Source organism: Lysinibacillus sp. FSL K6-0232 (assembly GCF_038008325.1).
GTDB lineage: Bacteria > Bacillota > Bacilli > Bacillales_A > Planococcaceae > Lysinibacillus.
In genome coordinates this window covers 1,252,640-1,276,886 of sequence record NZ_JBBOYW010000001.1, presented here as the reverse complement: position 1 = coordinate 1,276,886, position 24,247 = coordinate 1,252,640, and the positions used below count along the sequence as shown (strand labels likewise).

Sequence of the window (24,247 nt, the reverse complement as noted above, 5' to 3'; positions counted from 1 at the left end):
TATTGTACATGGTGTGACACATATTGAAAAGAAAAGAAAGCCTTTTCGCTGTCGCGAAAAGGCTTATTATGTCACAAATTATGCGTAGGAGTGTAAACCTGCAAGAATTAAGTTCACAGCAATTAGGTTAAATAAAATAATACCGAAACCAATTAATGCTAGCCAAGCAGATTTTCGACCTTCCCAGCCTTTTGATAGACGTAAATGTAGGAACGCCGCATAAAATAACCATGTAATAAGTGCCCATACCTCTTTTGGGTCCCATCCCCAGAAACGACTCCAAGCAATTTGTGCCCAGATCATCGCAAAGATTAAAGCACCTAGAGAGAATAATGGGAAGCCAATAAGCACTGAACGATAGCCGATTTCATCAAGTAATTGTAAATTTACGCGCTTCACAAATGGTTGGAAAATGGCACTAATACGACGACGTGCGATTAAGCGAATCAATCCATATAAAATAGAACCTACGATTAATGACCAAACAACCGTTGTTAATTTTTTCGCATTAATAAGTGCTGGCATTTCAACGATAGGTGACATACCATGCTCTTCAATTGCTTCATATTCATGCATCCCAAAAATTGGCGGCATATTATAGGTGATTTTATGGGATGCACCCTCTTTATCAACATATGTGTAGCTAGATTCATAATCCATTGCATTAAATGTAGTCGTTACAATTACAAAGCCAATCACTACAACAAGTGTATACATTACCGCCTCTAACCAAAAACGCTCTTTCGAAGGCTTTTTAACATCTACTACTTTTAATAAATAGATAAGCCCTGCCACAGCACTGATCGCTAAAATAGACTGCCCTAATGCTGCTGTAATAACGTGAATCGTTAACCAATGACTTTGTAATGAAGGCACTAATGGACTTACTTCTTTTGGGAACATTGCTGCATAGGCAATAATTAATAGCGCTATTGGCAATGCAACTAGTCCAAGTGCTGTTACACGATAAATAAAGTAAATTAAAATAAATGCACCAATAATAAACATACCAAAGGCAGTTGTAAACTCAAACATATTACTTACTGGTGCATGGCCTGTATAAATCCAACGGGTAATAAAATAGCCAAGCTGTGATAAGAACCCAATAATGGTTGCGCCAATAGCAAGCTTGCCCCATTTGCCAGTGTTCTTACCAGTAGCGTTCGCTTGTTTAATGGACCCACCAAATAGCAATGTTGCAATTAAATAAGCAACGAATGCTATATATAATAGGTTACCACTTATATCAATCAAACTCATCAGGTGTTGTCACCTTCCTTTTCTTTAATACCACTATTTGCGGACTCTTCGCTATCCTCATCATTTTCTAATTGATCTTTATATGACGGCAATGCAGCAAATGCTGTCACAGCATCTAAGTCCTTTTTCATGCTAAACATGTTTTTATTAACATGGGCAGCCATTAATACACGACCATCTGGTTCCACTTGAAGCCATAAACGACGATGATTCCAGTATGATCCAATAGCTACACCAAGCATAAAGATCACACCACCAACAAATAAAATAGGAATTGTTCGATCTTTACGTACCGTAATACCTGACATATCACGCATTTCTGCTCCAGCAAATTTCATGCGATATTGATTTTCACCAAGTGGCTCTAAAGGTGGCTGCATAATTTCAACAAAGCTTACTTCACCCTCTGGCGTTTCAGGTGTTGTCATTTTAAATAAAAATGCTGGATTATTTGGCACAGACGTTTTTGTTCGTGGCTCACCATTCTCAAAGCCATCAAAATCTGGCGTATAAACAAGAATCTGCACAGAAGAGCCGTTGCCTAAATCATATTCTTTTTTAGGATTTGTTAAATCAATTTCTATTCTACCAAGTGATTCTTCTGTTGTTTTATGCACTAATTCAAAATTCATTTGCTTTAATTCATTCAAACGATAATCCATTTGATAAAGAGCATAGCCATCTTCCTTTAAAGGATGATTGACGCGAATCGAATAGTCTTTCACTTTTTCTAAGTTTTCCGTATCGCCCGGTAATGCATCTTTTGGCTGCTTGTACAGCGTAACATCTGTTTGGAAGTTTTTCGCTACAACATTTACATTTTGTTTAACCTGTTCTCCTTGCGGCTCATCATCATGCGTTTCTAAAATAAAATCACGATTTTCAATAAAATAGCCATCCATTCCAGTAATCGCACGTGTTTCACCTTCGCGCACCCAGATGGATTCATCCACATAGAAACCAGGGACAAGACGTAGCATGACCCCGCCTAAAAAGATAATAAGGCCGACATGGTTTATGTACGGACCGTAACGAGAAAAACGTCCTTTCTCAGCTAAGAGAGCGCTACCATCTCGACGAACAGAGTATTTCATCTCCGACATTTTTTGCGCCACTTTATTAAGCGTTTCTTCTGCATCTGCTGTTACCTGCCCTTCGGCAACAATGCGCTGACGCTTCATAAAGCTTTCATGTCTTTTCACACGTTGATTCTTTAATGATTTATGAAGCGGTATGCCTCGGTCAAGACTTGCTACAATAATTGATACAGCTAGCATACCAACTAGAATTTGGAACCACCATGAGCTATATAAATCGGCAAGCCCTAATGTGTAATAAATTTTACCAAATACACCATATACCTCTTCGTAATAAGCACCTTTCTCCATATCAGACGCTTTTACGTAAAACTCTTGTGGTAGCATCGTTCCGATTGAAGCAGCAATTAATGTGATAATAATTAAGGTTATCCCTACTTTAACACTTGAAAAGAAATTCCAAATTTTATCAACAATTGATTTATTATACGTTTTTGAACGAATCGCCATACCGTCATAGCGCATATCGACAACTTTATTTTGCTGTTCTTCTTCTGTTAAGGGACGACCACATTTTTCACAGAGCTTCGTGCCATATGGATTACTGTGACCACAAGCACAAATGATTTTTTCCATTGTCATTTACTCCTTACTTTGGTTTCACTGATTCCATGAACGAAGCAATATTCTCCTCTGTCATTTCACCTGTAATAATTTTTGCAACTTTACCATCTGGATCAATTAATACAGTAGCAGGTAATTGCCCAACATTGTATGCAGTCATTACACTTTTTGTTTTATCAATCACGACTGGGAATGATAATTTATGGCGATCTACAAAGTTTTGCACTTCAAAATCTGTTTGTGCAATATTGACTGCTAATGTTTGAACACCGTTATCTTTATACACTTGATATTGGTTGTCCATCGCAGGCATTTCTTTTTCACAAGGCTTACACCAAGTTCCCCAGAAGTTTAAAAATACTCCTTGTCCTTTATAATCCGACAATTTATGCTTCTCACCGTTTAAATCCACTAATGTGAAATCTGGCGCTTCAGAGCCAACCTTCACTAATTCTACTTTTTCTTTTGTTGCTGTTCCATAAACCGTGTACCCAATAGCTAATGCTAAAACTGTTAAAATAACCGTGCGTAGTACAAGGCGTTTTTTCTTTTTTTCCAAGCTACTAAACCTCCTATTGCCTATTTTCAATAAAGACGTTATCGAACTTTTTTATTTTATATACGTCTTTATACACGCTAAAGCGCTAGCGTCAGGTACATCCGCCAAGGCTTTTATCTTGGTTCAATGGGCGTTTAGACACCCTCTGAACAGAGATACAAAAAAATTGCTGAACCAAGATAAAATAGGATGTAATGTAAATGTACTATTCCCACTTAATTATAGCAAAATGCTATAAAAACACTTAGCGATTATTTATGAATGATTTATGAACGTTTTCACCACAAAGAAGGTGAAAACTTCACAGTATCCTCACATTCTATTGGCAATGTTCGCTTAATCAAGCTTTCCTGTTTCAGCTAATACGCGCAGTTGTTTCACCTCATGCTTTGTTAGCTCTCGATATTCACCTGGTGCAAGACCGTATAAATCTAAAAATGCAAAACGCTCACGTTTTAACTTGACAACAGGCGTACCAATTGCCTCAAACATACGACGAACTTGTCGATTTCGTCCTTCATGAATGGTAATTTCACAAATAGCCTTGCCAGCTTTTTCATCAAAAGATGTCATACTCACTTTGGCTGGCGCTGTCTTGCCATCCTCTAATTTAATGCCTCGTTGAAGCTTTTTTAGCCCTTCAATCGTTGGCACACCTTTCACACGCGCAATATATGTTTTATCAATTTTAAACTTTGGATGTGTCAGCATATAAGAAAATTCACCATCATTCGTCAATAGCAATAAGCCCGATGTATCGTAGTCAAGACGACCAACTGGGAAAATACGTTGCGGAATATGGCGGAATAAATCTGTGACAGTTTTGCGTCCCTTATCATCTGTTACCGCTGAAATTGTTCCGCGCGGTTTATATAGTAAGTAATAAACCTTATCCTCTTTTTCAAGCTTTACGCCTTCCACTTCAATTGTGTCCGAATTCGATACCTTTGTGCCTAGCTCACGCACTACTACACCGTTAACCTTTACCTTCCCCTCTACAATTAATTGCTCTGCTTTTCGCCTTGAAGCAACACCTGCATAGGCAATAACCTTTTGTAATCTTTCCATTTTTTCACCTCTAGTTTTCTTTCACATTCATCCTATTAATAGTTCATCTCGTTCAAATGAATCGGAATATGATTCCCGCTAATCTGTGAAAATTATGTCATACTTTCGGGCATTATTAAAGAAAAACAAATTTCATATTTGTTTTTTAGAGTATTCGCAATACTTTTTTATTCATAAATTCACGATAACTTCCCATTTAGTATGTGCCTTTTTCTAACAAGTGAATCGTTTTCATGTTAGCTATTGCAGACATAAAAAAATCAGCGTACCGTTTTTAACGATCCGCTGATTCAACCTTTACTGGTATTGCATAAATGCGCTCTTCTCCTAAGAAGATAGATAATACGGCTTCTTGGCGCTTTCTTGACACATGTAAAACTTGCCGTACCTTTTCTTTTTCTTCTTTATTTAATTGTAAACGAATTGGCTGCTCTAAACGAATTGCTACTTTTTTATTAACGTTATATTTGCCCTTTTTGACAACTGTTTCAAGGCTATAATCTTGCCAAACTTTATTGGCTAGTCCCCGATGGACATTCCAATCATCTGATTCATTTAATGTTACGACAATACATATTTGACCGTCCTTTTGAAAGGCTGTTGCGAGCGTGCGTCCTGCAACCTTTGTAAAGCCTGTTTTGCCAGCAAAGGCCATACCTGTAGCCGACTTTAAAGAGCTGACGGGCTGCTCCGCTTCATCTTCCTTCTCTGCAACTGCTCCTGAGCCTTCTCTTAATAAGCGATGTTTATTTTCCCACAGCATACCATTGACCGTATCTGCACGATAAAGCACTGTCGAGGCTATTTTTTCAAAGGTTTTATTTTGCAAAGCAATTCTTAACATCTCTGCGGTATCTCTTGCTGAGGATAAATGCTCATCATGGTGTAAACCAGAAGGATTCATAAAAACGGTATTCGTTAGCCCTGCAATCACTGCTCTTTCATTCATTAATTTTACAAAGCCCTCCACAGAGCCTCCTACATGCTCTGCCAAAGCAGTTGCAGCATCATTGCCTGAGCGCAGCATTAAACCATATAACAGTGTTTCCACTGTGACTGTTTCACCAGCCTGTAAATAGATAGAGCTTCCTTCAGCCATAGCAGCCTTTGGCGATATTACAACCTCATCCTGTAGATTGCTATTTTCAATGACGACAAGTGCTGTCCAGATTTTGGTTAAGCTTGCAATAGGCAGCCGTGCATCGCTATTGGATGCTAGCAAGACACGCCCTGTATCTCCATCTAACACAGCATAGCCGCTTCCTCCTCTTGCCAAGCTAGTTTGCGGCAGTATTACCATTAACACAAGGGTCATAATAATCATTAAACGAACAAACCGAAGCAACGAGCCACTCCTTATTTACTAAGATTAGATAGATGATGCCAATTATTTTGCATCGCTAAATGTTTCTTGGAATTTCGTCATAAATAAATCTGTTTCTTGCTCTGCGTCAGCAAATTCCTCCTCAGGTAAAGGCGGCATTTCCTCTAAGCTATTTAAACCAAAGTAATGTAAAAACTCTTTTGTTGTACCATACAGAATAGCACGTCCAGTTCCCTCTGAACGCCCAACCTCTTTAATAAGACCTCGTGACACTAATGTTTGAATTGGTCGCTCACATTTGACACCGCGTAAATCTTCAATTGCCACACGGGTAATGGGCTGTTTATAGGCAACGATTGCCAATACCTCAAGTGAGGCTTGGGATAATGATTGGGCAGTTGGATTTTCTACTAACCGTTGAATTGTATCCGCAAACTCTAATTTTGTAATAAGCTGATATACCCCTGCTATTTCTTTTACTGTAATGCCTCTTGTTAAATCCTCTTCGTATGCTTTTTTTAATGCAGCTACTGCCTGTGTAATAGCTTCCTCTTGTTCTCCTAAAAGCTGTGATAATTGTTTAATTGTTAAGCCATCATCGCCAACAACAAATAATAAAGCTTCAATTTTACTCTGTAACATCAATGTTTTCGTCATCTTCCCATTCCTCCTTCTGTAAGGTAACTGTTAAATCTTCAAAGTTACCAGCTTGCTCTACGATGACGACCTGACGTTTCATTAGTTCAAGAAGTGATACAAACGTCAGAATAAGTGTTGGTTTATCTTCATAGGGAAAAAGCTCGAAAAATGATGCACGTCCACCTGTTAACCGTAAAGAATCGACAACGGAACGCATTTGATCTTTGACAGAACGTTCCTGCCTCGCTACGGTTGTTTTCAGCGGCTTCTTTAATTTTTTTCGGCGCATTAATTTTTGAAATGCACCAAGCATATCATAAATATTCACGTTTAAATCAAACAAAGCCATTTGTTCATCTGAGGCTAAGCCTGTTAAATCAGCTGGTGGCCTTGTAAATACTTGCGCTCTATCTGTTTCAAGCTCCTGTAATTGATGGGCTGCTTCCTTATATTTTTTATATTCAATTAATCGTTGGACAAGTTCCTCACGCGGGTCCGGCTCGTCAACTTCTAACTCGGCATCCTCCATTTCGCCCTCATGAATCGGCAATAGCATACGGCTTTTAATGGCCAATAAAGTTGCTGCCATTACTAAATATTCACTTGCTTCATTTAATTCCAAAACTTGCATAGCATGTATATGGTCAATATATTGTTGTGTAATTTCAGCCATTGGAATATCATAGATATCAATTTCCAATCTGTGAATTAAATGCAATAATAAATCAAGAGGCCCTGAAAAGGCATCTAATTTTACTTCATAAGACATGATTTTACCACCCTGAGATTTTCTGTTCTTTTAGTATAGTGGAAAGGAGTTTAAAATGCATCCACAGCATCATACTTTATTTATTGATTACTGTGCCTATTTCAATGGCAATCACGATTTTTTTGAGTGCCATGAGGTGCTAGAGGAATACTGGAAGGAAATTGCTCCCGGTGATAAAATGCATCCTCTTGTCGGCTATGTCCAGCTTGCAACAGGCTTCTATCATTGGCGACGTGGAAATCATACTGGGGCAAAACGAATTTTAACAAAGGCACTCGTGAATTTTCAGCATAATAAAGGGCATATTTTTTTCCATGAAGTTGACTATCAGCAGCTCATCACACAGGTAGCTAAGACGATTTCCGCTATTACGATGGGGCAATCCTTTCAAGCATTCCAGCTACCGCTGTCACCTAGCTTACAACAATTAGCGATTGCACGTATACAACAGTTGCCCTCAACAAACTCAAACTATCTTCTTCATAAACATATGCTACGAGATCGTTCACATATTCTTGCAGAGCGACAAGAAAGCAAACAAAGAAAAAGCAGACGCACTTAGTCGTCTGCTTTTTCATCTATACAATTGATACACTTTTGCACAAATGTACGTGTTTCATCTGTTGCACGCACGCTTTTATATCGGCCAAGCTCAGCCACTTCCTGAAGCATTTCTTTCGCAACGCCCTCGCCCCGATAAGAAGGGACAACGGATACATGTTGGATAGTAGCATTGTTCTCTTCATCTGTGACAAGCCCAACAATGCCAATATATTCCTCATCCTTTTTCCATAAATATAAAACCCAATGATCATCATTTTCATAAGAGTGGATTGTTTCTGTAAGCTTTTTTACGTCTTTTTCGTTAGGCATAAACGAAAGTAGCCCCATCGCTATTTTCTCTAACGCTTTTTTATATCGAATTAACATATTTGTCTATTCCCTCTTTTTCTAGCTGTACATAATCTTTGACTATCCTACACGATTTGTACTTTTACCGCAAGCCAATTTCTGTCTTACGAACCAGGTCCGAGAATACCTTTAGACGCCAACACCCAATAGACAACGCCCCACAATAAAATAAAAACTGAAATGGACGCTAATAGTACCCATTTATTCTTTCTCAAATTTACTCACCCTTTTTTAACGTTAGCGGGAGATCGTTTTGCACAATATCTTCATAACTTTCACGGCGAACTGCTAGTTGATGCTGTCCATCTTCTACAAAGACAATAGCAGGTCGTGGCACACGATTATAGTTGCTAGCCATTGAGTAGCCATATGCACCTGTACAGAAAATCGCTAAAACATCGCCTGATGCTGCCTCCTGTAGCTTCGCATCAATAATTAATTTATCGCCAGATTCACATAACTTACCAGCAATTGTATAGATTTCGTCTTTCGATGCATTGGCTTTATTGGCAATAACCGCCTCATACTTCGCATCGTATAGTGCTGGGCGAATATTATCGCTCATACCACCATCAACAGCAATATATTTTCGTACATCTGGCACTGTTTTCTGTGAACCGATTGTGTAAAGAGATGTACCTGCATCACCAACAAGTGATCGACCTGGTTCAATCCAAATTTCTGGCATTGTCAGTCCAAGTACCGTTGCTTTATTTTTTACAACTGTAATCATATCCTCAACATATACTTGTGGTTCAAGCGGTGCATCTTCTTCAGTATAACGAATACCAAAGCCCCCACCTAAGTTTAACACAGTACATGTAAATTCGTGAGCCTTATGCCAATCAGAAATTTTATCAATTAATTTTTCTCCCGCTAATGCAAAGCCAGCCGTGTCAAAAATTTGTGAGCCAATATGACAATGTAAGCCTAGTAGCTCTAGAAATTCATGGTTGAATGTTTGTTGGAAAGCCTCATCTGCTTGCCCATTGTTTAAATCAAAGCCAAACTTAGAATCTGCTTGACCTGTTGTAATAAAATCATGTGTATGTGCTTCAACACCCGGCGTCACACGTAGTAAAATACGCATTTTTTGTTGACGACGCTCTGAAATTTCTTTTAAAAGCTCTATTTCATAGAAATTATCAACAACAATACAACCAATATTAGCATCAAAAGCTTGCTCTAGTTCAGCAATGCTTTTATTATTACCATGGAAATGAATGCGTTCAACTGGGAAGCCTGCCTTTAATGCTGTAAATAGCTCCCCGCCTGATACAACATCCAATGATAAATTTTCTTCTGCTGCTAATTGGTATACTGCTACACATGCAAATGCCTTTGAAGCATAAGCTACCTCTGCTTTTACGCCTAGCTTGTTAAATGTATCAATAAAGCTGCGTGCACGTTTACGAATAAGTGCTGTATCATACACAAATAATGGTGTACCATACTCTTTTGCAAGCTCTAGTGTATCTACCTGTCCAATTGTTAAATGACCCTCTTCAGAAATCGCTTGTGTTCCATATAAATGCATATGCATCTCTCCTTTTTCATGTCGTGCCACTTTGTTATTTTTACAATGAAATCAATGGATTCATATGAATAACAATAATTTTTGCAAAAATCACAAAATACTATACGTGAACTTTATCACATGAAAAAAACGAGCGCAACGGCTTCTATGATCTTTTTCGCTGCTTGGAAGCGACTACATAAGGTCTTAATGCGTCCTCCGTCATTGGGAAACGAATGAGCACACGTAACATCGCTTTTGGGAAAAATGGCACAAGCGGCCATAAATAGGGAGCCTGCATTGGTCGCAATGAACATAAATACGTAAACAATAAAAAGAGCCCGATAAATAATCCATTGACACCCCAAATACCTGTCATAAGTAAGAGCAGCAGTCTAAAAATTTTAATGGAAATACTGAGCTCATAAGATGGAATAATAAAGATTAAAATCGCTGCAACAGCGGTATATAACACAACCTCTGCTGAAAATAAGCCGACATCAATAGCAATTTGCCCAATAATAACCCCTGCAACTAAGCCCATTGCTGTTGATAATGGTGATGGTGTATGAATGGCAGCCATCCTTAAAAATTCAATCCCTATATCGGCGATCAGTATTTGCAATAATAACGGAACATGTGATTTCTCCTCCGCTCCTAAAAAGGAGAGGGCATCAGGCAGCAATGATTCATTTGTTACAAACATATACCATAGCGGCAATAATAGCAGTCCCATAATAGAGCCAAAGTAGCGCATAAAACGTACAAACGTTCCTACAGTGGGTGCTTGTCTATATTCCTCTGCATGCTGTAATAAATGAAAAATTGTTGCAGGGACAAGAATAACAGATGGCGAAGTATCGACTATAATCGCGATATGCCCCTCAAGTAAATGAGCCGCTGCAATATCAGGACGCTCTGTATAGCGCACAAATGGTACGGGATGAAACTTTTGTTTAAAAAGCCATTCTTCTAGTGATTTATCCGCCATTGTCAAACCATCATGATGAATCTGTTCAAGACGCTGTCGTAATTTTTCAAGCATATCTTCATTAGCAATATCCTTCATATATGCGATGGCAACATCCGTTTGACCAATTTTGGATATTTTATGTAGCTCGAATCGTAAATTACTATTGCGAATTCGTCTACGTATTAAAGCTGTATTTTGAGAAATGCCTTCTGTAAAACCATCCCTCGAACCACGTATAACCTTTTCATTATCAGGCTCCTCTGGGGAACGCCCTGGATAGTCCCTTAGCTCAGCAACGTAACAATAGCCACTTTTTGTAATAAAGGTTACTTGTCCACTTAAAATCGCTAATAAATATGCTTTGCGTTCAGTTTCCTCTGAGCGACCATGAAAATTAAAATAGGACTCAAAATACGTCTTTTCATCCTCTACATCAATTTCATAATCCTCATCTGGCAGCATACTAGAGAGTAATTGTGTTAACGTTTCACTATCCACAAGCCCACTAATATATGCACAAAGAACAGGCAAATCCTTGACAAATAAGTGTTTGATGCCAACGTCAAACGATTCGCCGTCCCCAAACTGCTCTTTTAAAAACTCTTCGGCTTCTTCTAAGCTGTTAAATAATTTATTTGTCATGCTGTCACCATTTTCTTAGATGTCTTTGTTTACTGCTTCTTGCTCCACCGTGGCACTTGTTGCCATCCAGCTTTTTAGCTGTGCAAGAATTTTTTTCTCTAATCGTGAAACTTGCACCTGTGATATCCCAAGCCTATTGGCAATTTCCGTTTGTGTACAATCTGAAAAATAACGTAAATAAATAATAGACTGCTCTCTTGGTTCAAGTCTTGTCAGCACTTCTTTTAACGGAATATAGTCAAAGGGTTGCTCAGATTTTTCATCCTTCATTTGATCCATTAAGGTAATGGAATCCCCTTCGCTTTCATATAATTGCTCATGTAAAGAGGCAGGATCCCTTAACGCATCTGAAGCTGTCACAATTTCCTCAGCTGTCACGTCGAGCACTTGCGCCAACTCTTGAATGGTTGGTGGATGCTCATTTTTTTTAATAAATTCATCTGTAGCATGTCGGATTTTAAAGTTCAGCTCACGAATAGAGCGACTAACCTTCACCATACCGTCATCCCTTAAAAAGCGTTGAATCTCACCAATAATCATTGGCACTGCATAGGTAGAAAATTTTACATCATAGGTTAAATCAAATTTATCGACAGATTTCATAAGCCCTATGCAGCCAATCTGAAATAAATCCTCAAGCTCAACACCTCTTGTTGTAAAACGTTGAACAATGGACCACACAAGCCTCGTATTCCCTTCTACCATTCGTTTACGAGCCTCATGATCGCCCTGTTGTGCGCGTGCAATTAAATCACGCATTTCCTCCTGCGACAATAGCTTATCGGACGACTGTTCTAACGGCTTCACGATGCTACCCTCACATTACCGCTGTGCGCACTGTGTGAAATTTCTTCGTAAACGTTACAGTTGTTCCTTCTTGCCATTTAGAGATAACTGTCAACTGATCCGAGAAGCTATCCATAATGGTAAAGCCCATTCCTGAACGCTCCATCATACTTTTCGTTGTAAATAACGGCTCCATCGCTCGACTAACATCCTCAATCCCAACGCCTTTATCCATCACAGACACTGTAACAATATCATTCTCACGTTTTGCATGAACCGTCACAACACCTTTGCCATTCTCTTCATAGCCATGAATAATGGCATTGGAAACAGCTTCTGAAACAACTGTTTTAAATTCAGATAGCTCATCAATAGTTGGGTCTAATTGTGCAATAAAGCCTGTCACAGCTACACGTGCTAAAGCTTCATTTTCACTTAGTGCTAAAAAAGTTAATGTCATTTCGTTATCCATTTACAATCCCCCTTACTCGATCAATCGCTTGTTCTTCTGTTCCATCCATCATCCATGGGCCTAGTCCTGAAAATTGAAACACCTTTCGCATGGTTGGCGATGGATTCAATAAAATCGTTCGCCCAGCAACTGCCTCTAACTCACGCATTCGCCCAAGCACTAAGCCAACACCCGAGCTATCCATAAAGGACAACCCTTCTAAATTCCAAATAATTGTTGTCACAGTGCCCTGAAAAATGGCTGCTGAAATTTTCGCTCGAATTTGCTCTACTGCATGATGGTCGAGCTCCCCAAATAAACGTATAACAACTGTTTCCCTTGTCACCATCTCTAATTGAAAATGCATGAACATCGCCTCCTCCTTCGTGCAATTCCACATGCAACGTGGTGAATCCTTGCGCCTGACAGAACTAGTGCAAAGTCTTCCGAAATAGTGTCAAATCGACATACTTATAGCTTTTTAGGTTTATATGCAGTATGGGATAAAGTAGCATTTTCTAAACCGCTTCATGCATTAAAGCTGCTAAATTTCCTTGCATCGTGGTATTCTATCCGTCACTTTTGCCCTGCTATCCGTCTATTACAGGGTTCTATCCGTCACTTTCAACATTCTATCCAATAAAAAAGCGAGGGCGCTTTTAACATGAGCGTCCTCGCTAAATATTGCTATGCAATTGTATAAGCTTTTTGCACTTTACTTACAGTTTCATCATCAATTGGATTGTTTGAATATAAATAAGCGATTGTATCACCGCTGGTAATAGGATCACCTTTTTTCGCGATCAATTGAATGCCTGCATCGTAATCAAGTGCTGATTCCTTTGTTACACGTCCCGCACCTAGGCTAACACTTGCTTCTCCAATTAATAACGCATTAATGGTTTCCACCGTACCTGCTGCTGATGCTGTTACCGCTGCTTTATAAGCCGTGTCCTTTTGTACGATGTCAGCGATTACGCCACCTTGAGCCACAATAAATTCTTCAAATTTTGCGGCTGCAGAACCATCTGCTAACACGCGCTTAACTGCTGCTGTAGCTTCTGCCTCATCCACTCCAGCGGCCACTTGATACATTAAGGAGGCAATCACAACACATTCATCCAGCAAATCTTCATGTGTTTCTTCCATACGTCCATTTAATAAAGCATAGGCCTCCACTACTTCAAGCTTATTGCCAATCATTTTCCCTAGTGGATTATCCATATCACTAATATGGGCAACGACTTTACGGCCAAGCTTTTCCCCGATAGCTGTCATTGTATCTGCTAAAAGCTGTGCATCCTGCCCTGTTTTCATAAATGCACCTGAGCCACATTTAACATCTAGTACAATGCCATCAGCTCCACTGGCGATTTTTTTACTCATAATGGATGCCGCAATTAATGGAATGGAGTCAACAGTACCTGTTACATCACGCAATGCATATAATTTTTTGTCGGCTGGCACAAGATTACCTGTTTGTCCAGCAACCGCAATTTTATGCTTATTGACATTATCAATAAATTCTTGTGATGAAAGCTCTGTTTTCAAGCCTTCAATCGACTCTAGCTTATCAATTGTTCCACCTGTAATGCCTAACCCTTTCCCACTAAATTTAGCTACTGGAATTCCTAAGGCAGCAATAATTGGTGTAACGATTAGTGTCACTTTATCACCGACACCACCTGTTGAATGTTTATCAATTTTAAAGCCTTCAATCGACGATAAATCAATGACATCACCTGATTCAATCATTGCCTTTGTTAAATAAAATGTTTCATCATCAGACATGCCTAATAAACGGATTGCCATTAAAAGCGAGCTTGCTTGATAATCTGGAATTGAACCTGTAGTATAGCCTTCAACAAAATACTGAATTTCAGCTTGAGATAGCTCTAGTCCTTGTTTTTTCTTTTCAAACAACTGTAGCATATTCATTGGGAAATCCTCCTTATTTTAAATCGCCTAAGAAACTTGTGCCGAATGGTGGTGCCTCCACTTGGAAGTTTTCAGCAATCGTGGCTGCAATATCTGCAAAAGTTTCACGAAGTGCAAGCTCAGCTCCACCATTAAAACGTGGAGAGTAAACAATTAACGGTACATATTCACGTGTGTGATCTGTGCCGTGGAAGGTTGGGTCATTGCCATGGTCTGCTGTAATCATCAATAAATCATCCTCTGACATTGCCTCGATAATTTCTGGTAAACGTGCATCAAACTCCTGCAATGCCTGTCCATAGCCTAATGGATCACGGCGATGACCAAAATTAGCATCAAAGTCCACTAAATTTAAGAAGCTCATACCACGGAAATCACGACGTGCAACTTCAGCAAATTTGTCCATACCATCCATATTATTTTTTGTTCGTACCGCATCTGTTACACCCTCGCCATTGAAAATATCAGAGATTTTTCCAATCGCAATAACATCGAAGCCAGCATCCTTCATCACATTCATTGTTGTACGGCCAAAAGGCTTTAATGCATAATCATGACGATTAGCAGTACGTGTAAAGTTACCTGGTGTTCCAACAAATGGACGTGCAATAACACGACCAACTAAATATTCAGGCTGTAATGTTAATTCGCGTGCGATTTCACAAATTTTATATAATTCTTCTAATGGCACGATGTCCTCATGTGCAGCAATTTGTAAAACAGGGTCAGCAGATGTATAAACAATAATTGCACCTGTTGCCATATGCTCCTCGCCAAAGTCCTCAATTACTTGTGTACCACTTGCTGGCTGATTGCATAATACTTTACGACCTGTACGTTGCTCTAATTCTGCAATTAGCTCAGCAGGGAAGCCTTCTGGATAAACTTTAAATGGCTTATCAATATTTAAGCCCATGATTTCCCAATGTCCTGTCATTGTATCTTTCCCAACAGATGCTTCTTGCATTTTGCCATAATAAGCTTTTGGCTGGCTTGCTGCTTGCATGCCCTGCAATGGTTCAATATTCGCTAAGCCAAAGGACTCCATTACTGGCATTGTAAGCCCATTCATTTTTTCGGCGATGTGTCCCAATGTATGTGCACCAACGTCCCCAAAGCTCGCAGCATCTGGTGCCTCACCAATACCTACCGAGTCCATTACAACGACATGAATTTTATTAAACGGTTTATTCATAATAATTGCCTCCTACTCTCTTGACTCTATTTTACCAAAAAAAAGTGAAAAATAAAGGTCAGACATCTGACTAAAACAGATTTTTTACGCACGTGGATGAAATTGCTTGTATACCTCAGATAATCTTTTTTTACTAATATGTGTATAAATTTGTGTTGTGGAAATATCTGCATGACCAAGCATCTCCTGCACAGCTCGTAAATCTGCACCATTTTCAACTAGATGCGTGGCAAAAGAATGACGCAATGTATGTGGTGTTAGCTCATGTTTGATGCCTGCCTTTAAGGCATGCTCCTTCATTAATTTCCAACAACCCTGTCTTGTTAAACGTTTTCCCCTTTGGTTAATAAAAAATGCATCTGTTTTTGGGTATTTTCCTTGTAATTGCCCACGAGCACCGTTTAAATAGGCATCAATGGCTGCAAGAGCACTTTTGCCAAGAGGAATAATTCGCTCCTTGCCTCCCTTACCAAATACACGCACAAACCCCATCGTGATATGAACATCCGCCAAATCCAATGCAATCAGCTCACTAATTCGCATACCTGACCCATATAATAATTCTAGCATCGCCAAATCACGAATGCCCTGTGGCTTGCTGCGATTTGGCGCTGCTAGCAATGCCTCGATTTCCTCAATGGATAGGACATTTGGTAATTTTTGTTCAATTACTGGCATTTCTAAATGAACGGTTGGGTCTGTTTCTGCACGTTTTTCTCGCAGTAAAAATTGATGGAAGCTACGAATGGAAGAAATATGACGTGCAATTGTCCGACTTGTTTTTCCCTGCGCTCGCAGTTGCTCTAAATGTCGTAAGATGGTCGTTCTTTCTACACGACTAAAATCAGCTAACCCTTCTGTTTCCTGTAAAAAATGCACATAGTTTTCTAAATCTCGGCGATAGGATGCTAATGTATTAACAGATAATTGCCGCTCTACCTGAATAAAATGGATATAATCCTCTACTGCATATTGAAATTCATTCATCACAACGCCCCCTTACGATCAATTATGCTCTATTTTAGCACGGCTCTAACAAATGTGCGAAAGCCTCCCCAATCAGACATTATCCAACCATTATCGCTAAAAATCGATGATTGCCTTTACATAACAAAAAACTGCCCGATTCAATCTATAGGTAAGATTAAAACAGACAGCTTTTTGTTATTTTTCTTCATCTGATTCGTCGTTTTTATCATGACAGCGCCAGCATATACCGTGGAAAGTTAGTCGGTGATCTTTTATAATAAAGTTCCAACGTTTTTCAACAACGGCTTCCACATCTTCAAGCAGATCCTCTTGAATTTCATCAACAGCACCACATTCGATACAAACAAGATGATGGTGGAAATGGGCAGCTCCCTCTTGGCGTAGGTCATAACGCGATACCCCATCGCCAAAGTTGATTTTGTCGACAATTTTGAGCTCCGTTAATAATTCTAACGTTCTATAAACAGTAGCTAGACCAATTTCTGGTGCTTTTTCTTTTACTAAAAGATAAACATCCTCAGCGCTGAGGTGGTCTTCTTCGTGCTCAAGCAAAACAGCAACTGTTGCCTCTCGCTGCGGCGTCAGCTTGTAACTAGCACTATGCAACTGTTTTTTTATACGATCAATTCGGCTCTCCATGTGACGCCCCCCTAAACTCATTCCATTATACCAAAGGAGTAAATCTTATTACAAGATAATGAATAGATTTCTAGCATGCTTCTACTTTTTTATCTGATCTTTGTTTCTGTTTAGTAAACTCATCATTTTAACACAAAAGATACAATTATAAACTCAGCAACTATTATGATGAAAAATGCGATAAAATTCAACAAAATTGTCTGACCAGATACCTGTTTCCCGATTTTTCGCTTTGACCAAGCAGGTACAAGCAAATTGCATAGGACTAGCAACAATATACAATAGATAAGCTGAAATGGAAACCACCAAATCGTATAAAGCCAAAAAGCTTCAAGTTTTTGTAATAAAAAAACTGAACTAAAGCCAAAAAAGGTTGCACGCATTGCAACGGTCACGCGCACCAAAACCTTTAAAACGCTATGTGTTGCTAGCAATAGTATAAGACCTATAGAAATAGCAACAGGTAGCACAAGACGAAAAATAGATTGCCTGTCCCCATCTGCTAAACGAGGCTCTATAAATAAAATAAATGGCTCCGCTTTCGGCCCACCAATAATATGAAAGAAAATAACGCCACAAACAAAACTTACCGCAATGATGGAAGCGTGATAAAATATAGACACCGTACGCGACATAAACATGCTCCTTTTCTATCAAGGTTTGTACAGCTTATGCTCGTCCGTTTCTATTATGCTAAAGATTACTTTGTAAATTTGCAGCAAGCCAAACAACTGCAAATGCAGTTTTAGCATCATATATACGCTGATCTACTACCATTTGTTGTGCCTCTTCCAACGAAACTTCTAATAGTTCGACAAATTCATCCTCATCTAAATCTGCTTTCTGGTCAATTTTATATAATCCTTTTGCAACAAATAAATAGATAATCTCATCTGCAAAGCCTGGAGATGTGGCAAATGCTTGTAAAAACGTTAAGCTTTGCGCCCCATACCCTGTTTCTTCCTCTAGCTCACGACGTGCTGTTACGACTGGCTCCTCACCAGGCTCAAGCTTCCCGGCTGGAATTTCAATAATGGAGCGTTCAAGTGCCTTCCGATATTGCTCTACTAGCACTAATTTCCCTTCCTCCGTAACAGCAATCACTGCTACAGCGCCTGGATGCTTAATAATTTCCCGTTTGGCAGTTTGCCCATTCGGTAATGTAACATCATCAATCTGTAATTTTATAATTCTACCATCATAGATGGGTGTTGTTTGAATCGTTTTTTCCTCAAACTTTTTCATTAACGATAACCTCGCTTGTTCTTCAGATATGTTCATTGTACCATTACAAATAGAGGAAACGAAGGAGGACGCTTTTATGAAAAAAAGACAGCTCGGTACAAGTGACTTATTTATTTCAGAGATTAGTTTAGGAGGCATGTCTTTATCAGCAGATAAAAAGCAGGCAGCTAGTATTGTTGATATGGCGCTCGATGCTGGCATCAACTATATTGATACAGCCGATTTATATGATTTTGGCACAAACGAGAAGATTATTGGAGAAATTTTAGGCAACCGTCGCCAACAGGTGATTCTTGCCACTAAGGTAGGAAATCGCTGGACAGAAGGTGTTGAGGGTTGGCATTGGGATGCATCACCGTCCTATATAAAAGAAGCTGTACATGCTAGCCTACAACGTTTAGGTACGGATTATATTGATGTCTATCAACTCCATGGAGGCACAATTGAGGATGACTGGGATGGTATTATTGATACATTTGAAGGATTGAAAAAGGATGGACTTATTCGTGAATATGGTATTTCCTCTATCAGACCAAATGTACTAAAACGCTTTTTACCAGCAAGTCATGCTAAAAGTGTCATGATGCAATATAGCGTATTAGATCGTCGCCCTGAGGAATGGTTTGAATTTATTGCAAGTGAGGGTGCATCTGTTGTCACACGTGGTACAGTTGCAAAAGGTTTATTAACAAATAGCTGGCAGCAACGTCTTCAGCGTAGCAATGGCTTTAACACCTATACAACAGAGGAGCTAACAACAACACTAACAAAGCTCGCTTCGCACTATGATGATTTACATGCGTTAGCAATTGCCTTTAATTTAAAAGAATCAGCAGTTGCCTCAACGGTAATTGGAGCAAGCTCACAGCAACAGCTGGCACAAACGCTCGCCGCCTATGAAAAAATAGCTTCAATTGTCGACTTTACAACAGCTACTACACAGACCAAACAGGAGCAATACCAAGAACATCGATGAAAAAATGGCTTATCTTCATTGCTTTTCTAAGCATATTAGTAGTTTGCTCCAGCATGACCTATGAGCAGCAAAGTATCCTACCAGAGCTAGAGGAGCTATTAGCTGATAAGCCTTTTGAAAAACAGCTAGCTCTATTAAAAATTCCTTATTGGGATACGGTTGTTTCAATTGAAGAACGTGGCTATTTTCCATTTATCGAATTTTTAATTCGAAAATTAACGCACTTTATTGGCTTTGGGTGTATCGCTCTTGCTATCTATTTTGCATGGGGCAAACGAAGCTTTGCAGCAGGTGTTGCCATTGCTGGAACTGCCATTATCGCTATCTTGGACGAATTTCGCCAAAGCTTTACACCAGGTCGCACCATGAGCGCCCATGATGTACTCGTTGATACGGCTGGAGCTATTCTATTTGTTGGCGTCATTGTAGCATTCAAGAAAATACGGAAGACTTCTCAAAGCAATAAGCTATAAATGAAAAGTACGAGAAATCACTTATTAATAAATGGATTTCTCGTACTTTTTTAAATATTTGGTCGTTCTGTATCTCTCTGCTGTATATATGCCATTACTTCATCTATATCCAGTTCAAACATCACACTGCTATTTGTTACTGGCTGAAAATAATAATCTACTTTACGCTTGCCAAATTGCTGCTCTAGTTCTTTCCATTGTCTAGCTGGCAGCAATACAAAAGCCAATGTATCATCGCCTAATGATTCCATAAACCAACGAATTTGATAGCGAGGAGAGAGCATATCCTGCATCGCTCGAATAGCGCTATCTCGATCTGTTCGGTCATCGGCAAAGGGAATCGTCATCATTTTTTCTTGAGAGGTTAGCACAATATCCACACCTCTAGGCTTATCGATCTCAGCTATTTTACAAGCTATTTGGTCTGTTATAGGCAACTGTTCATTAAAGTAAGCAATTACATCTTCTTCAGCTTCTCGCCAATCAATCCAAACAAGCACATTAAATTGTTCATAAATGTCTTCAACTATAGCATGCTTTAAAAACTGTGCAACTTGCTGTTGATTTGTCAGCATGCTTAATACTTCGACCCTTTGTCGCCATATTCGTTGAGCAGTTCTTCAAAGGATTTATTTTTTTCACGTTGCTTGCGTTCAAACGCCAGTTGTGCTTGGCGTTCTTCCTCTGCTGCACGCTCTTTTGCTGTTAAATCCTGCTTCGTTGCCTTTAATTTAGCAAGCACATCGCCTCCTAGCTGATCGGCTAATGTCACTGCCTTTTGCTCTGGCAAGCTAGCTGTTATGCTATTATCTGTACGTTGCTGTTGTTTTCGTTTCTTTCCCATTGCATTCACCTTCTTATTGACATTAAGGGCGCTTCACAACTGTTGCAACGCCTTGTCCACCACCTATACATAATGTGGCTAAGCCCGTTTTGGCATCACGCTTTTGCATCTCATACAAGAGTGTCACTAAAATTCGAGCACCACTTGCACCAATTGGATGTCCAAGAGCGATTGCACCCCCATTTACATTTAGTTTATCATGATTAAAGCCTAATTCACGATCTACAGCAATCGATTGTGCTGCAAACGCTTCATTTGCTTCAATTAACTCAATATCCTCTAATGCTACTGCTGCTTTTGTTAATGCTTTTTGCACGGCTTTCACAGGACCTGTTCCCATAATCGCAGGATCAACGCCTGCACTTGCATTTGCTGCAATTAGTGCCATTGGTTGAAGACCTAACTCCTGTGCCTTGTCCTTCGACATAACGACAACCGCCGCAGCGCCATCATTAATGCCTGAAGCATTCGCTGCTGTTACTGAGCCTTCCTTTTTAAAGGCTGGTCGTAGCTTTGCTAATGACTCTGCCGTAACACCTGCACGTGGAAATTCATCCTTATTAAATAAAATGGGCTCTCCCTTGCGCTGTGGAATTGCTACAGGAACAATTTCATCCTCAAATTTCCCAGCAGCAATTGCCGCCTCTGCACGTTGCTGTGAACGCGCTGCAAAAGCATCTTGCTCCTCGCGTGAAATTTGATAAGCATCACATAAATTTTCTGCTGTAATGCCCATATGATAATCGTTAAAAGCGCACCATAAACCATCATGAATCATTGTATCCACGACCTTTTGATCGCCCATACGGAAGCCTTCTCGCGCATTTTTTAAGACATACGGTGCTTGACTCATATTTTCAAAGCCACCTGCTACAATAATATCAGCATCTCCTGCCATAATAGCTTGTGCTGCTAAATGAACGGCTTTTAAACCAGAGCCACATACTTTATTAATTGTTAAAGCCGATACCTCCTGTGGTAAGCCAGCTTTAATGGCTGCCTGACGCGCTGGATTTTGTCCAAGCCCAGCCGATAAAACATTCCCCATAATCACTTCATCAACCTGCTCGCCTGCTACACCTGCACGTGCTAATGCCTCTTTAATGACAATGCTTCCTAAAGCTGTTGCTGGTACATCCTTTAATGTGCCCTGAAATGAGCCAATTGCTGTCCGCACAGCACTTACAATTACTACCTCATTTGTCATGTCTATTCTCCCCTTTTCCCCGTTCAAAATCAACACTGCATGCATATGCTATTAGCAGATATGTATAGTTTAACAAATGTTTTGCTGTTTTTCGATAATAGAAATAATCGCAGTTTTGCTAAAGTTATTGTAAAATGTTGTCGTGTTTTAAACAATTTCAGTTGGGAACATTACAAATAAGGAACAGCATGTGGAGGTGTTTTAGTATGAAAAAAAAGAAGATGCTTTTATTCTCAGGTATTACAACAACGCTAGCTGCAGCAGCAACAGGGCTGTTCGGCTTTGCGCTTTCTAATAAATTAATGTACATTCAGCAAAAAGACCCTGACTTTGTTCGTGAACGGGAAACGACTGCCAAGCGCTTTGATGAAGCTTGGTACAATAAGAATTTGAAATGCGAGCTCAATATTGATTCACCCAATGGCTATACGATTCGAGGTATTATGTTTCAGCCTTTACAAACCAATAACACCATCATTATTTGTCACGGTGTTACCGAAAATAAAATTAACTCTGTGAAATATGCTCGCTTATTTGAGCGGCTTGGCTATAATTCCGTTATTTTTGACCATCGTCGTCATGGCGAATCAGGCGGCAAAACAACAAGCTATGGTCACTATGAAAAATACGACCTCGATGCCGTTATCAAAACCGTGAAGGCGATGATTGGCGAGGACGCTATTCTAGGTATTCATGGTGAATCAATGGGCGCTGCAACAATGCTACTTTATGCTGGAACAGTAGAAGATGGTGCTGATTTTTATATTTCTGACTGTGCATTTTCTGACTTCTCAATGCTGTTGAAGCAGATTGCCAAAACTGAATTTAAGTATGGCTCCATTATCCCCGTTCGCTTTGCCGATTTTTTTGTACGTATACGTGATGGTTACTCCCTCAGAAGTATTACACCCACTGAAGCCGTAACGCGCATCCAAAAGCCTGTGCTTTTTATCCATAGTATTCCAGATGCATTTATACCAGCATCAATGTCACTGGATTTATACAATAAAAAAACAGGCCCTAAAAAATTAAAGCTATTTGATACAGGTGCGCATGCCCAATCCTTTAATGAAAATATGGATGAATACGAAGATTTAATTCATGATTTTTTAGAAAGTTTTATTTACCCAAAAATTAACCAAGATGCTTCCTCCTCATCCAATGTGATCCCATTTCATTTTTAAGGCAAATAAAAAACCTTGCTGAAGCTCGGCAAGGTTTCTTCCATTTTTTATTCTGCAAAAACAATATGCCATTCATCGCGCTTTGCTAAAAACTCTTGTGCTAATACTTGTGCACCCTCTAAACTATGACTAGCTGCCCAGCCACATTGCACTTCATTGCAGGCAGGTACTGCGGTTGCCTTTGTTACATCTGTAAAGGTTTTCTCTAAAATAGTTAATAAATCCTCATAATCATTATGATTGATCAATGATACATAGAAGCCTGTTTGACAGCCCATTGGACTAAAATCCACAATATGATCGGAATAATTACGAATAATATCCGCTGATAAATGCTCTAAGGAATGTAATGCAGGCATTTCCATATGCTCTTTGTTCGGCTGTTTAAAGCGAATATCATATTTATACACTTCATCGCCATTTTTTCCTGTTTTCACACCCGCTAAACGCACATACGGAGCCTTTACCTTTGTGTGATCCAAATCAAAGCTTTCTACATTTGTTTTTTCTTTTGTCATAGTGGACAACCCCTTTTCACATACTCTCAATTATTATAACGAGTTTTAAATAAAAAAGCGAAAGGATGTCCCATTATTGAACGCTCTATCCGTCAATTTGAGAATGCTATCCGTCACTTTCACAGTTCTATCCGTCACTCTCATGGCTCTATCCACCACTTCTATTTCCACATAAAAAAACTGCTTAGAAAAGAACTCTTTCTAAACAGCTACTGTGTTATTCCAACTATTTTTGGAATTTATTCATTTGTGCCATCATTTGACGTACTTGCTTTTCAGACGGCGTACGACCCATTTGCGCCATCATCATACGAATCATTTGCTCATTAATAGGTGGGTTTTCTTTTAAATATTTCATCATAGCCTGACGAGCGAAATAGAAACCAAGTGCCGCGCCCGCTGCTAATGCGATAATTACGATAATAATCCAGCCCCATGTAGGCATACAACCAACCTCCTCCACTACAATATACCGAGA

At 39.4% G+C, this 24,247-nt stretch carries 29 protein-coding genes; 5 read left to right on the top strand and 24 right to left on the bottom strand.

Going from position 1 to position 24,247, the window contains the following annotated elements; genetic code table 11:
* Positions 1-78 precede the first annotated feature (78 nt).
* The 7 genes from ccsB to MHB42_RS05990 all read right to left on the bottom strand — a co-directional run bounded on the left by ccsB (position 79) and on the right by MHB42_RS05990 (position 7,280).
* Positions 79-1,260: a c-type cytochrome biogenesis protein CcsB gene (gene ccsB / locus MHB42_RS06020; RefSeq protein ID WP_340805004.1), complete on the bottom strand. Its 1,182-nt coding sequence runs from the start codon at positions 1,258-1,260 to the stop codon at positions 79-81.
* On the bottom strand, positions 1,260-2,933 hold the full coding sequence (resB, locus tag MHB42_RS06015) for a cytochrome c biogenesis protein ResB (RefSeq protein WP_340805003.1): 1,674 nt from the start codon (positions 2,931-2,933) through the stop codon (positions 1,260-1,262). Before resB ends, ccsB begins: the two co-directional genes overlap by 1 nt.
* Before the next feature lie 13 nt (positions 2,934-2,946).
* Positions 2,947-3,480, bottom strand: coding sequence for a thiol-disulfide oxidoreductase ResA (gene resA / locus MHB42_RS06010; RefSeq protein ID WP_340805002.1), 534 nt, complete (start codon positions 3,478-3,480; stop codon positions 2,947-2,949).
* Positions 3,481-3,816: 336 nt separating this feature from the next.
* Positions 3,817-4,548, bottom strand: coding sequence for a pseudouridine synthase (locus MHB42_RS06005; protein ID WP_340805001.1), 732 nt, complete (start codon positions 4,546-4,548; stop codon positions 3,817-3,819).
* Positions 4,549-4,822: 274 nt separating this feature from the next.
* Positions 4,823-5,893 (bottom strand): D-alanyl-D-alanine carboxypeptidase family protein, encoded by a 1,071-nt coding sequence (locus MHB42_RS06000; protein WP_340804999.1) that lies wholly within the window; start codon positions 5,891-5,893, stop codon positions 4,823-4,825.
* 42 nt (positions 5,894-5,935) lie between these two features.
* On the bottom strand, positions 5,936-6,529 hold the full coding sequence (scpB, locus tag MHB42_RS05995; RefSeq protein ID WP_340804998.1) for an SMC-Scp complex subunit ScpB: 594 nt from the start codon (positions 6,527-6,529) through the stop codon (positions 5,936-5,938).
* Entirely contained in the window at positions 6,501-7,280 is a 780-nt protein-coding gene (locus MHB42_RS05990) for a segregation/condensation protein A (RefSeq protein ID WP_340804996.1), read from the bottom strand. The genes scpB and MHB42_RS05990 overlap by 29 nt, the downstream gene beginning before the upstream one ends.
* 55 nt (positions 7,281-7,335) lie before the next feature.
* Between MHB42_RS05990 and MHB42_RS05985 the strand changes: the two genes are divergently transcribed.
* A complete protein-coding gene (locus tag MHB42_RS05985; RefSeq protein WP_340804995.1) occupies positions 7,336-7,842 on the top strand; it encodes a DUF309 domain-containing protein in 507 nt (168 codons plus the stop codon).
* On the opposite strand, the gene MHB42_RS05980 is transcribed toward MHB42_RS05985, so the two are convergent.
* The 6 genes from MHB42_RS05980 to spoIIAA all read right to left on the bottom strand — a co-directional run bounded on the left by MHB42_RS05980 (position 7,839) and on the right by spoIIAA (position 12,927).
* A complete protein-coding gene (locus MHB42_RS05980) occupies positions 7,839-8,210 on the bottom strand; it encodes a GNAT family N-acetyltransferase (RefSeq protein ID WP_340804993.1) in 372 nt (123 codons plus the stop codon). The two genes, MHB42_RS05985 and MHB42_RS05980, sit on opposite strands and share 4 nt — an antisense overlap.
* A 199-nt stretch (positions 8,211-8,409) precedes the next feature.
* Positions 8,410-9,729: a diaminopimelate decarboxylase gene (gene lysA / locus MHB42_RS05975; RefSeq protein WP_340804992.1), complete on the bottom strand. Its 1,320-nt coding sequence runs from the start codon at positions 9,727-9,729 to the stop codon at positions 8,410-8,412.
* 145 nt (positions 9,730-9,874) lie between these two features.
* Positions 9,875-11,323: a spore germination protein gene (locus tag MHB42_RS05970; RefSeq protein WP_340804991.1), complete on the bottom strand. Its 1,449-nt coding sequence runs from the start codon at positions 11,321-11,323 to the stop codon at positions 9,875-9,877.
* 15 nt (positions 11,324-11,338) lie between these two features.
* Positions 11,339-12,130, bottom strand: a complete 792-nt coding sequence (gene sigF, locus MHB42_RS05965; RefSeq protein WP_340804990.1) for an RNA polymerase sporulation sigma factor SigF — start codon at positions 12,128-12,130, stop codon at positions 11,339-11,341.
* Positions 12,131-12,140: 10 nt separating this feature from the next.
* The gene (gene spoIIAB / locus MHB42_RS05960; RefSeq protein ID WP_340804989.1) at positions 12,141-12,581 is read right to left on the bottom strand and encodes an anti-sigma F factor; all 441 of its coding nucleotides are present in this window, start codon (positions 12,579-12,581) and stop codon (positions 12,141-12,143) included.
* Positions 12,574-12,927 carry an anti-sigma F factor antagonist gene (spoIIAA, locus tag MHB42_RS05955; protein WP_340804987.1) on the bottom strand — a complete coding sequence of 118 codons (354 nt, stop codon included), beginning with the start codon at positions 12,925-12,927 and terminating at the stop codon, positions 12,574-12,576. The genes spoIIAB and spoIIAA overlap by 8 nt, the downstream gene beginning before the upstream one ends.
* Positions 12,928-13,014: 87 nt before the next feature.
* On the opposite strand from spoIIAA, the gene MHB42_RS05950 reads away from it, so the two are divergent.
* Positions 13,015-13,203 carry a hypothetical protein gene (locus MHB42_RS05950; RefSeq protein ID WP_340804986.1) on the top strand — a complete coding sequence of 63 codons (189 nt, stop codon included), beginning with the start codon at positions 13,015-13,017 and terminating at the stop codon, positions 13,201-13,203.
* 44 nt (positions 13,204-13,247) lie between these two features.
* On the opposite strand, the gene MHB42_RS05945 is transcribed toward MHB42_RS05950, so the two are convergent.
* The 6 genes from MHB42_RS05945 to MHB42_RS05920 all read right to left on the bottom strand — a co-directional run bounded on the left by MHB42_RS05945 (position 13,248) and on the right by MHB42_RS05920 (position 18,567).
* Positions 13,248-14,498: a thymidine phosphorylase gene (locus MHB42_RS05945; RefSeq protein WP_340804984.1), complete on the bottom strand. Its 1,251-nt coding sequence runs from the start codon at positions 14,496-14,498 to the stop codon at positions 13,248-13,250.
* 13 nt (positions 14,499-14,511) lie between these two features.
* Positions 14,512-15,693: a phosphopentomutase gene (gene deoB / locus MHB42_RS05940; RefSeq protein WP_340804982.1), complete on the bottom strand. Its 1,182-nt coding sequence runs from the start codon at positions 15,691-15,693 to the stop codon at positions 14,512-14,514.
* Positions 15,694-15,777: 84 nt separating this feature from the next.
* Entirely contained in the window at positions 15,778-16,680 is a 903-nt protein-coding gene (xerD, locus tag MHB42_RS05935) for a site-specific tyrosine recombinase XerD (protein ID WP_340804980.1), read from the bottom strand.
* 177 nt (positions 16,681-16,857) lie between these two features.
* On the bottom strand, positions 16,858-17,322 hold the full coding sequence (gene fur / locus MHB42_RS05930) for a ferric iron uptake transcriptional regulator (RefSeq protein ID WP_053994113.1): 465 nt from the start codon (positions 17,320-17,322) through the stop codon (positions 16,858-16,860).
* 122 nt (positions 17,323-17,444) lie between these two features.
* A complete protein-coding gene (locus MHB42_RS05925; protein ID WP_340804977.1) occupies positions 17,445-17,957 on the bottom strand; it encodes a hypothetical protein in 513 nt (170 codons plus the stop codon).
* Positions 17,958-18,015: 58 nt separating this feature from the next.
* Complete coding sequence (locus MHB42_RS05920) at positions 18,016-18,567, bottom strand: NUDIX hydrolase (RefSeq protein WP_340804974.1); 552 nt, start codon at positions 18,565-18,567, stop codon at positions 18,016-18,018.
* 76 nt (positions 18,568-18,643) lie between these two features.
* Here MHB42_RS05920 and MHB42_RS05915 point away from each other — a divergent pair, with 76 nt between their 5' ends.
* Positions 18,644-19,543 carry an aldo/keto reductase gene (locus MHB42_RS05915; RefSeq protein WP_340804972.1) on the top strand — a complete coding sequence of 300 codons (900 nt, stop codon included), beginning with the start codon at positions 18,644-18,646 and terminating at the stop codon, positions 19,541-19,543.
* Complete coding sequence (locus tag MHB42_RS05910; RefSeq protein ID WP_340804971.1) at positions 19,540-20,016, top strand: VanZ family protein; 477 nt, start codon at positions 19,540-19,542, stop codon at positions 20,014-20,016. The genes MHB42_RS05915 and MHB42_RS05910 overlap by 4 nt, the downstream gene beginning before the upstream one ends.
* Positions 20,017-20,066: 50 nt before the next feature.
* Here the strand turns inward: MHB42_RS05910 and MHB42_RS05905 are convergent, their stop codons facing one another.
* Genes MHB42_RS05905 through MHB42_RS05895 form a run of 3 tightly spaced genes read right to left on the bottom strand, consistent with a single transcriptional unit; the run spans position 20,067 to position 22,067 of the window.
* Positions 20,067-20,591, bottom strand: coding sequence for a hypothetical protein (locus MHB42_RS05905; protein WP_340804969.1), 525 nt, complete (start codon positions 20,589-20,591; stop codon positions 20,067-20,069).
* A 2-nt stretch (positions 20,592-20,593) separates the two neighbouring features.
* Complete coding sequence (locus MHB42_RS05900; protein WP_340804968.1) at positions 20,594-20,860, bottom strand: YqkE family protein; 267 nt, start codon at positions 20,858-20,860, stop codon at positions 20,594-20,596.
* Between the two features lie 22 nt (positions 20,861-20,882).
* On the bottom strand, positions 20,883-22,067 hold the full coding sequence (locus MHB42_RS05895) for an acetyl-CoA C-acetyltransferase (protein WP_340804967.1): 1,185 nt from the start codon (positions 22,065-22,067) through the stop codon (positions 20,883-20,885).
* Positions 22,068-22,273: 206 nt separating this feature from the next.
* Here MHB42_RS05895 and MHB42_RS05890 point away from each other — a divergent pair, with 206 nt between their 5' ends.
* Complete coding sequence (locus MHB42_RS05890) at positions 22,274-23,251, top strand: alpha/beta hydrolase (protein WP_340804966.1); 978 nt, start codon at positions 22,274-22,276, stop codon at positions 23,249-23,251.
* A 47-nt stretch (positions 23,252-23,298) separates the two neighbouring features.
* On the opposite strand, the gene MHB42_RS05885 is transcribed toward MHB42_RS05890, so the two are convergent.
* Complete coding sequence (locus MHB42_RS05885; RefSeq protein WP_340804964.1) at positions 23,299-23,769, bottom strand: S-ribosylhomocysteine lyase; 471 nt, start codon at positions 23,767-23,769, stop codon at positions 23,299-23,301.
* 226 nt (positions 23,770-23,995) lie between these two features.
* Positions 23,996-24,214: a YneF family protein gene (locus tag MHB42_RS05880; protein WP_004232154.1), complete on the bottom strand. Its 219-nt coding sequence runs from the start codon at positions 24,212-24,214 to the stop codon at positions 23,996-23,998.
* Between the last annotated feature and the right edge of the window lie 33 nt (positions 24,215-24,247).

Excerpts from the sequence above, each read along its gene's own strand:
- ccsB (WP_340805004.1), bottom strand. The coding sequence starts at position 1,260 with ATGAGTTTGATTGATATAAGTGGTAACCTATTATATATAGCATTCGTT.
- resB (WP_340805003.1), bottom strand. The coding sequence starts at position 2,933 with ATGGAAAAAATCATTTGTGCTTGTGGTCACAGTAATCCATATGGCACG.
- MHB42_RS06005 (WP_340805001.1), bottom strand. The coding sequence starts at position 4,548 with ATGGAAAGATTACAAAAGGTTATTGCCTATGCAGGTGTTGCTTCAAGG.
- scpB (WP_340804998.1), bottom strand. The coding sequence starts at position 6,529 with ATGACGAAAACATTGATGTTACAGAGTAAAATTGAAGCTTTATTATTT.
- MHB42_RS05990 (WP_340804996.1), bottom strand. The coding sequence starts at position 7,280 with ATGTCTTATGAAGTAAAATTAGATGCCTTTTCAGGGCCTCTTGATTTA.
- MHB42_RS05985 (WP_340804995.1), top strand. The coding sequence starts at position 7,336 with ATGCATCCACAGCATCATACTTTATTTATTGATTACTGTGCCTATTTC.
- MHB42_RS05980 (WP_340804993.1), bottom strand. The coding sequence starts at position 8,210 with ATGTTAATTCGATATAAAAAAGCGTTAGAGAAAATAGCGATGGGGCTA.
- lysA (WP_340804992.1), bottom strand. The coding sequence starts at position 9,729 with ATGCATTTATATGGAACACAAGCGATTTCTGAAGAGGGTCATTTAACA.
- MHB42_RS05970 (WP_340804991.1), bottom strand. The coding sequence starts at position 11,323 with ATGACAAATAAATTATTTAACAGCTTAGAAGAAGCCGAAGAGTTTTTA.
- spoIIAB (WP_340804989.1), bottom strand. The coding sequence starts at position 12,581 with ATGGATAACGAAATGACATTAACTTTTTTAGCACTAAGTGAAAATGAA.
- spoIIAA (WP_340804987.1), bottom strand. The coding sequence starts at position 12,927 with ATGCATTTTCAATTAGAGATGGTGACAAGGGAAACAGTTGTTATACGT.
- MHB42_RS05945 (WP_340804984.1), bottom strand. The coding sequence starts at position 14,498 with ATGAATATGCTACAGTTGTTTGAAAAGAAAAAACAAGGACTAGAGCTA.
- deoB (WP_340804982.1), bottom strand. The coding sequence starts at position 15,693 with ATGAATAAACCGTTTAATAAAATTCATGTCGTTGTAATGGACTCGGTA.
- xerD (WP_340804980.1), bottom strand. The coding sequence starts at position 16,680 with ATGAATGAATTTCAATATGCAGTAGAGGATTATATCCATTTTATTCAG.
- fur (WP_053994113.1), bottom strand. The coding sequence starts at position 17,322 with ATGGAGAGCCGAATTGATCGTATAAAAAAACAGTTGCATAGTGCTAGT.
- MHB42_RS05925 (WP_340804977.1), bottom strand. The coding sequence starts at position 17,957 with ATGTCGCGTACGGTGTCTATATTTTATCACGCTTCCATCATTGCGGTA.
- MHB42_RS05920 (WP_340804974.1), bottom strand. The coding sequence starts at position 18,567 with ATGAAAAAGTTTGAGGAAAAAACGATTCAAACAACACCCATCTATGAT.
- MHB42_RS05915 (WP_340804972.1), top strand. The coding sequence starts at position 18,644 with ATGAAAAAAAGACAGCTCGGTACAAGTGACTTATTTATTTCAGAGATT.
- MHB42_RS05910 (WP_340804971.1), top strand. The coding sequence starts at position 19,540 with ATGAAAAAATGGCTTATCTTCATTGCTTTTCTAAGCATATTAGTAGTT.
- MHB42_RS05905 (WP_340804969.1), bottom strand. The coding sequence starts at position 20,591 with ATGCTGACAAATCAACAGCAAGTTGCACAGTTTTTAAAGCATGCTATA.
- MHB42_RS05900 (WP_340804968.1), bottom strand. The coding sequence starts at position 20,860 with ATGGGAAAGAAACGAAAACAACAGCAACGTACAGATAATAGCATAACA.
- MHB42_RS05895 (WP_340804967.1), bottom strand. The coding sequence starts at position 22,067 with ATGACAAATGAGGTAGTAATTGTAAGTGCTGTGCGGACAGCAATTGGC.
- MHB42_RS05890 (WP_340804966.1), top strand. The coding sequence starts at position 22,274 with ATGAAAAAAAAGAAGATGCTTTTATTCTCAGGTATTACAACAACGCTA.
- MHB42_RS05885 (WP_340804964.1), bottom strand. The coding sequence starts at position 23,769 with ATGACAAAAGAAAAAACAAATGTAGAAAGCTTTGATTTGGATCACACA.
- MHB42_RS05880 (WP_004232154.1), bottom strand. The coding sequence starts at position 24,214 with ATGCCTACATGGGGCTGGATTATTATCGTAATTATCGCATTAGCAGCG.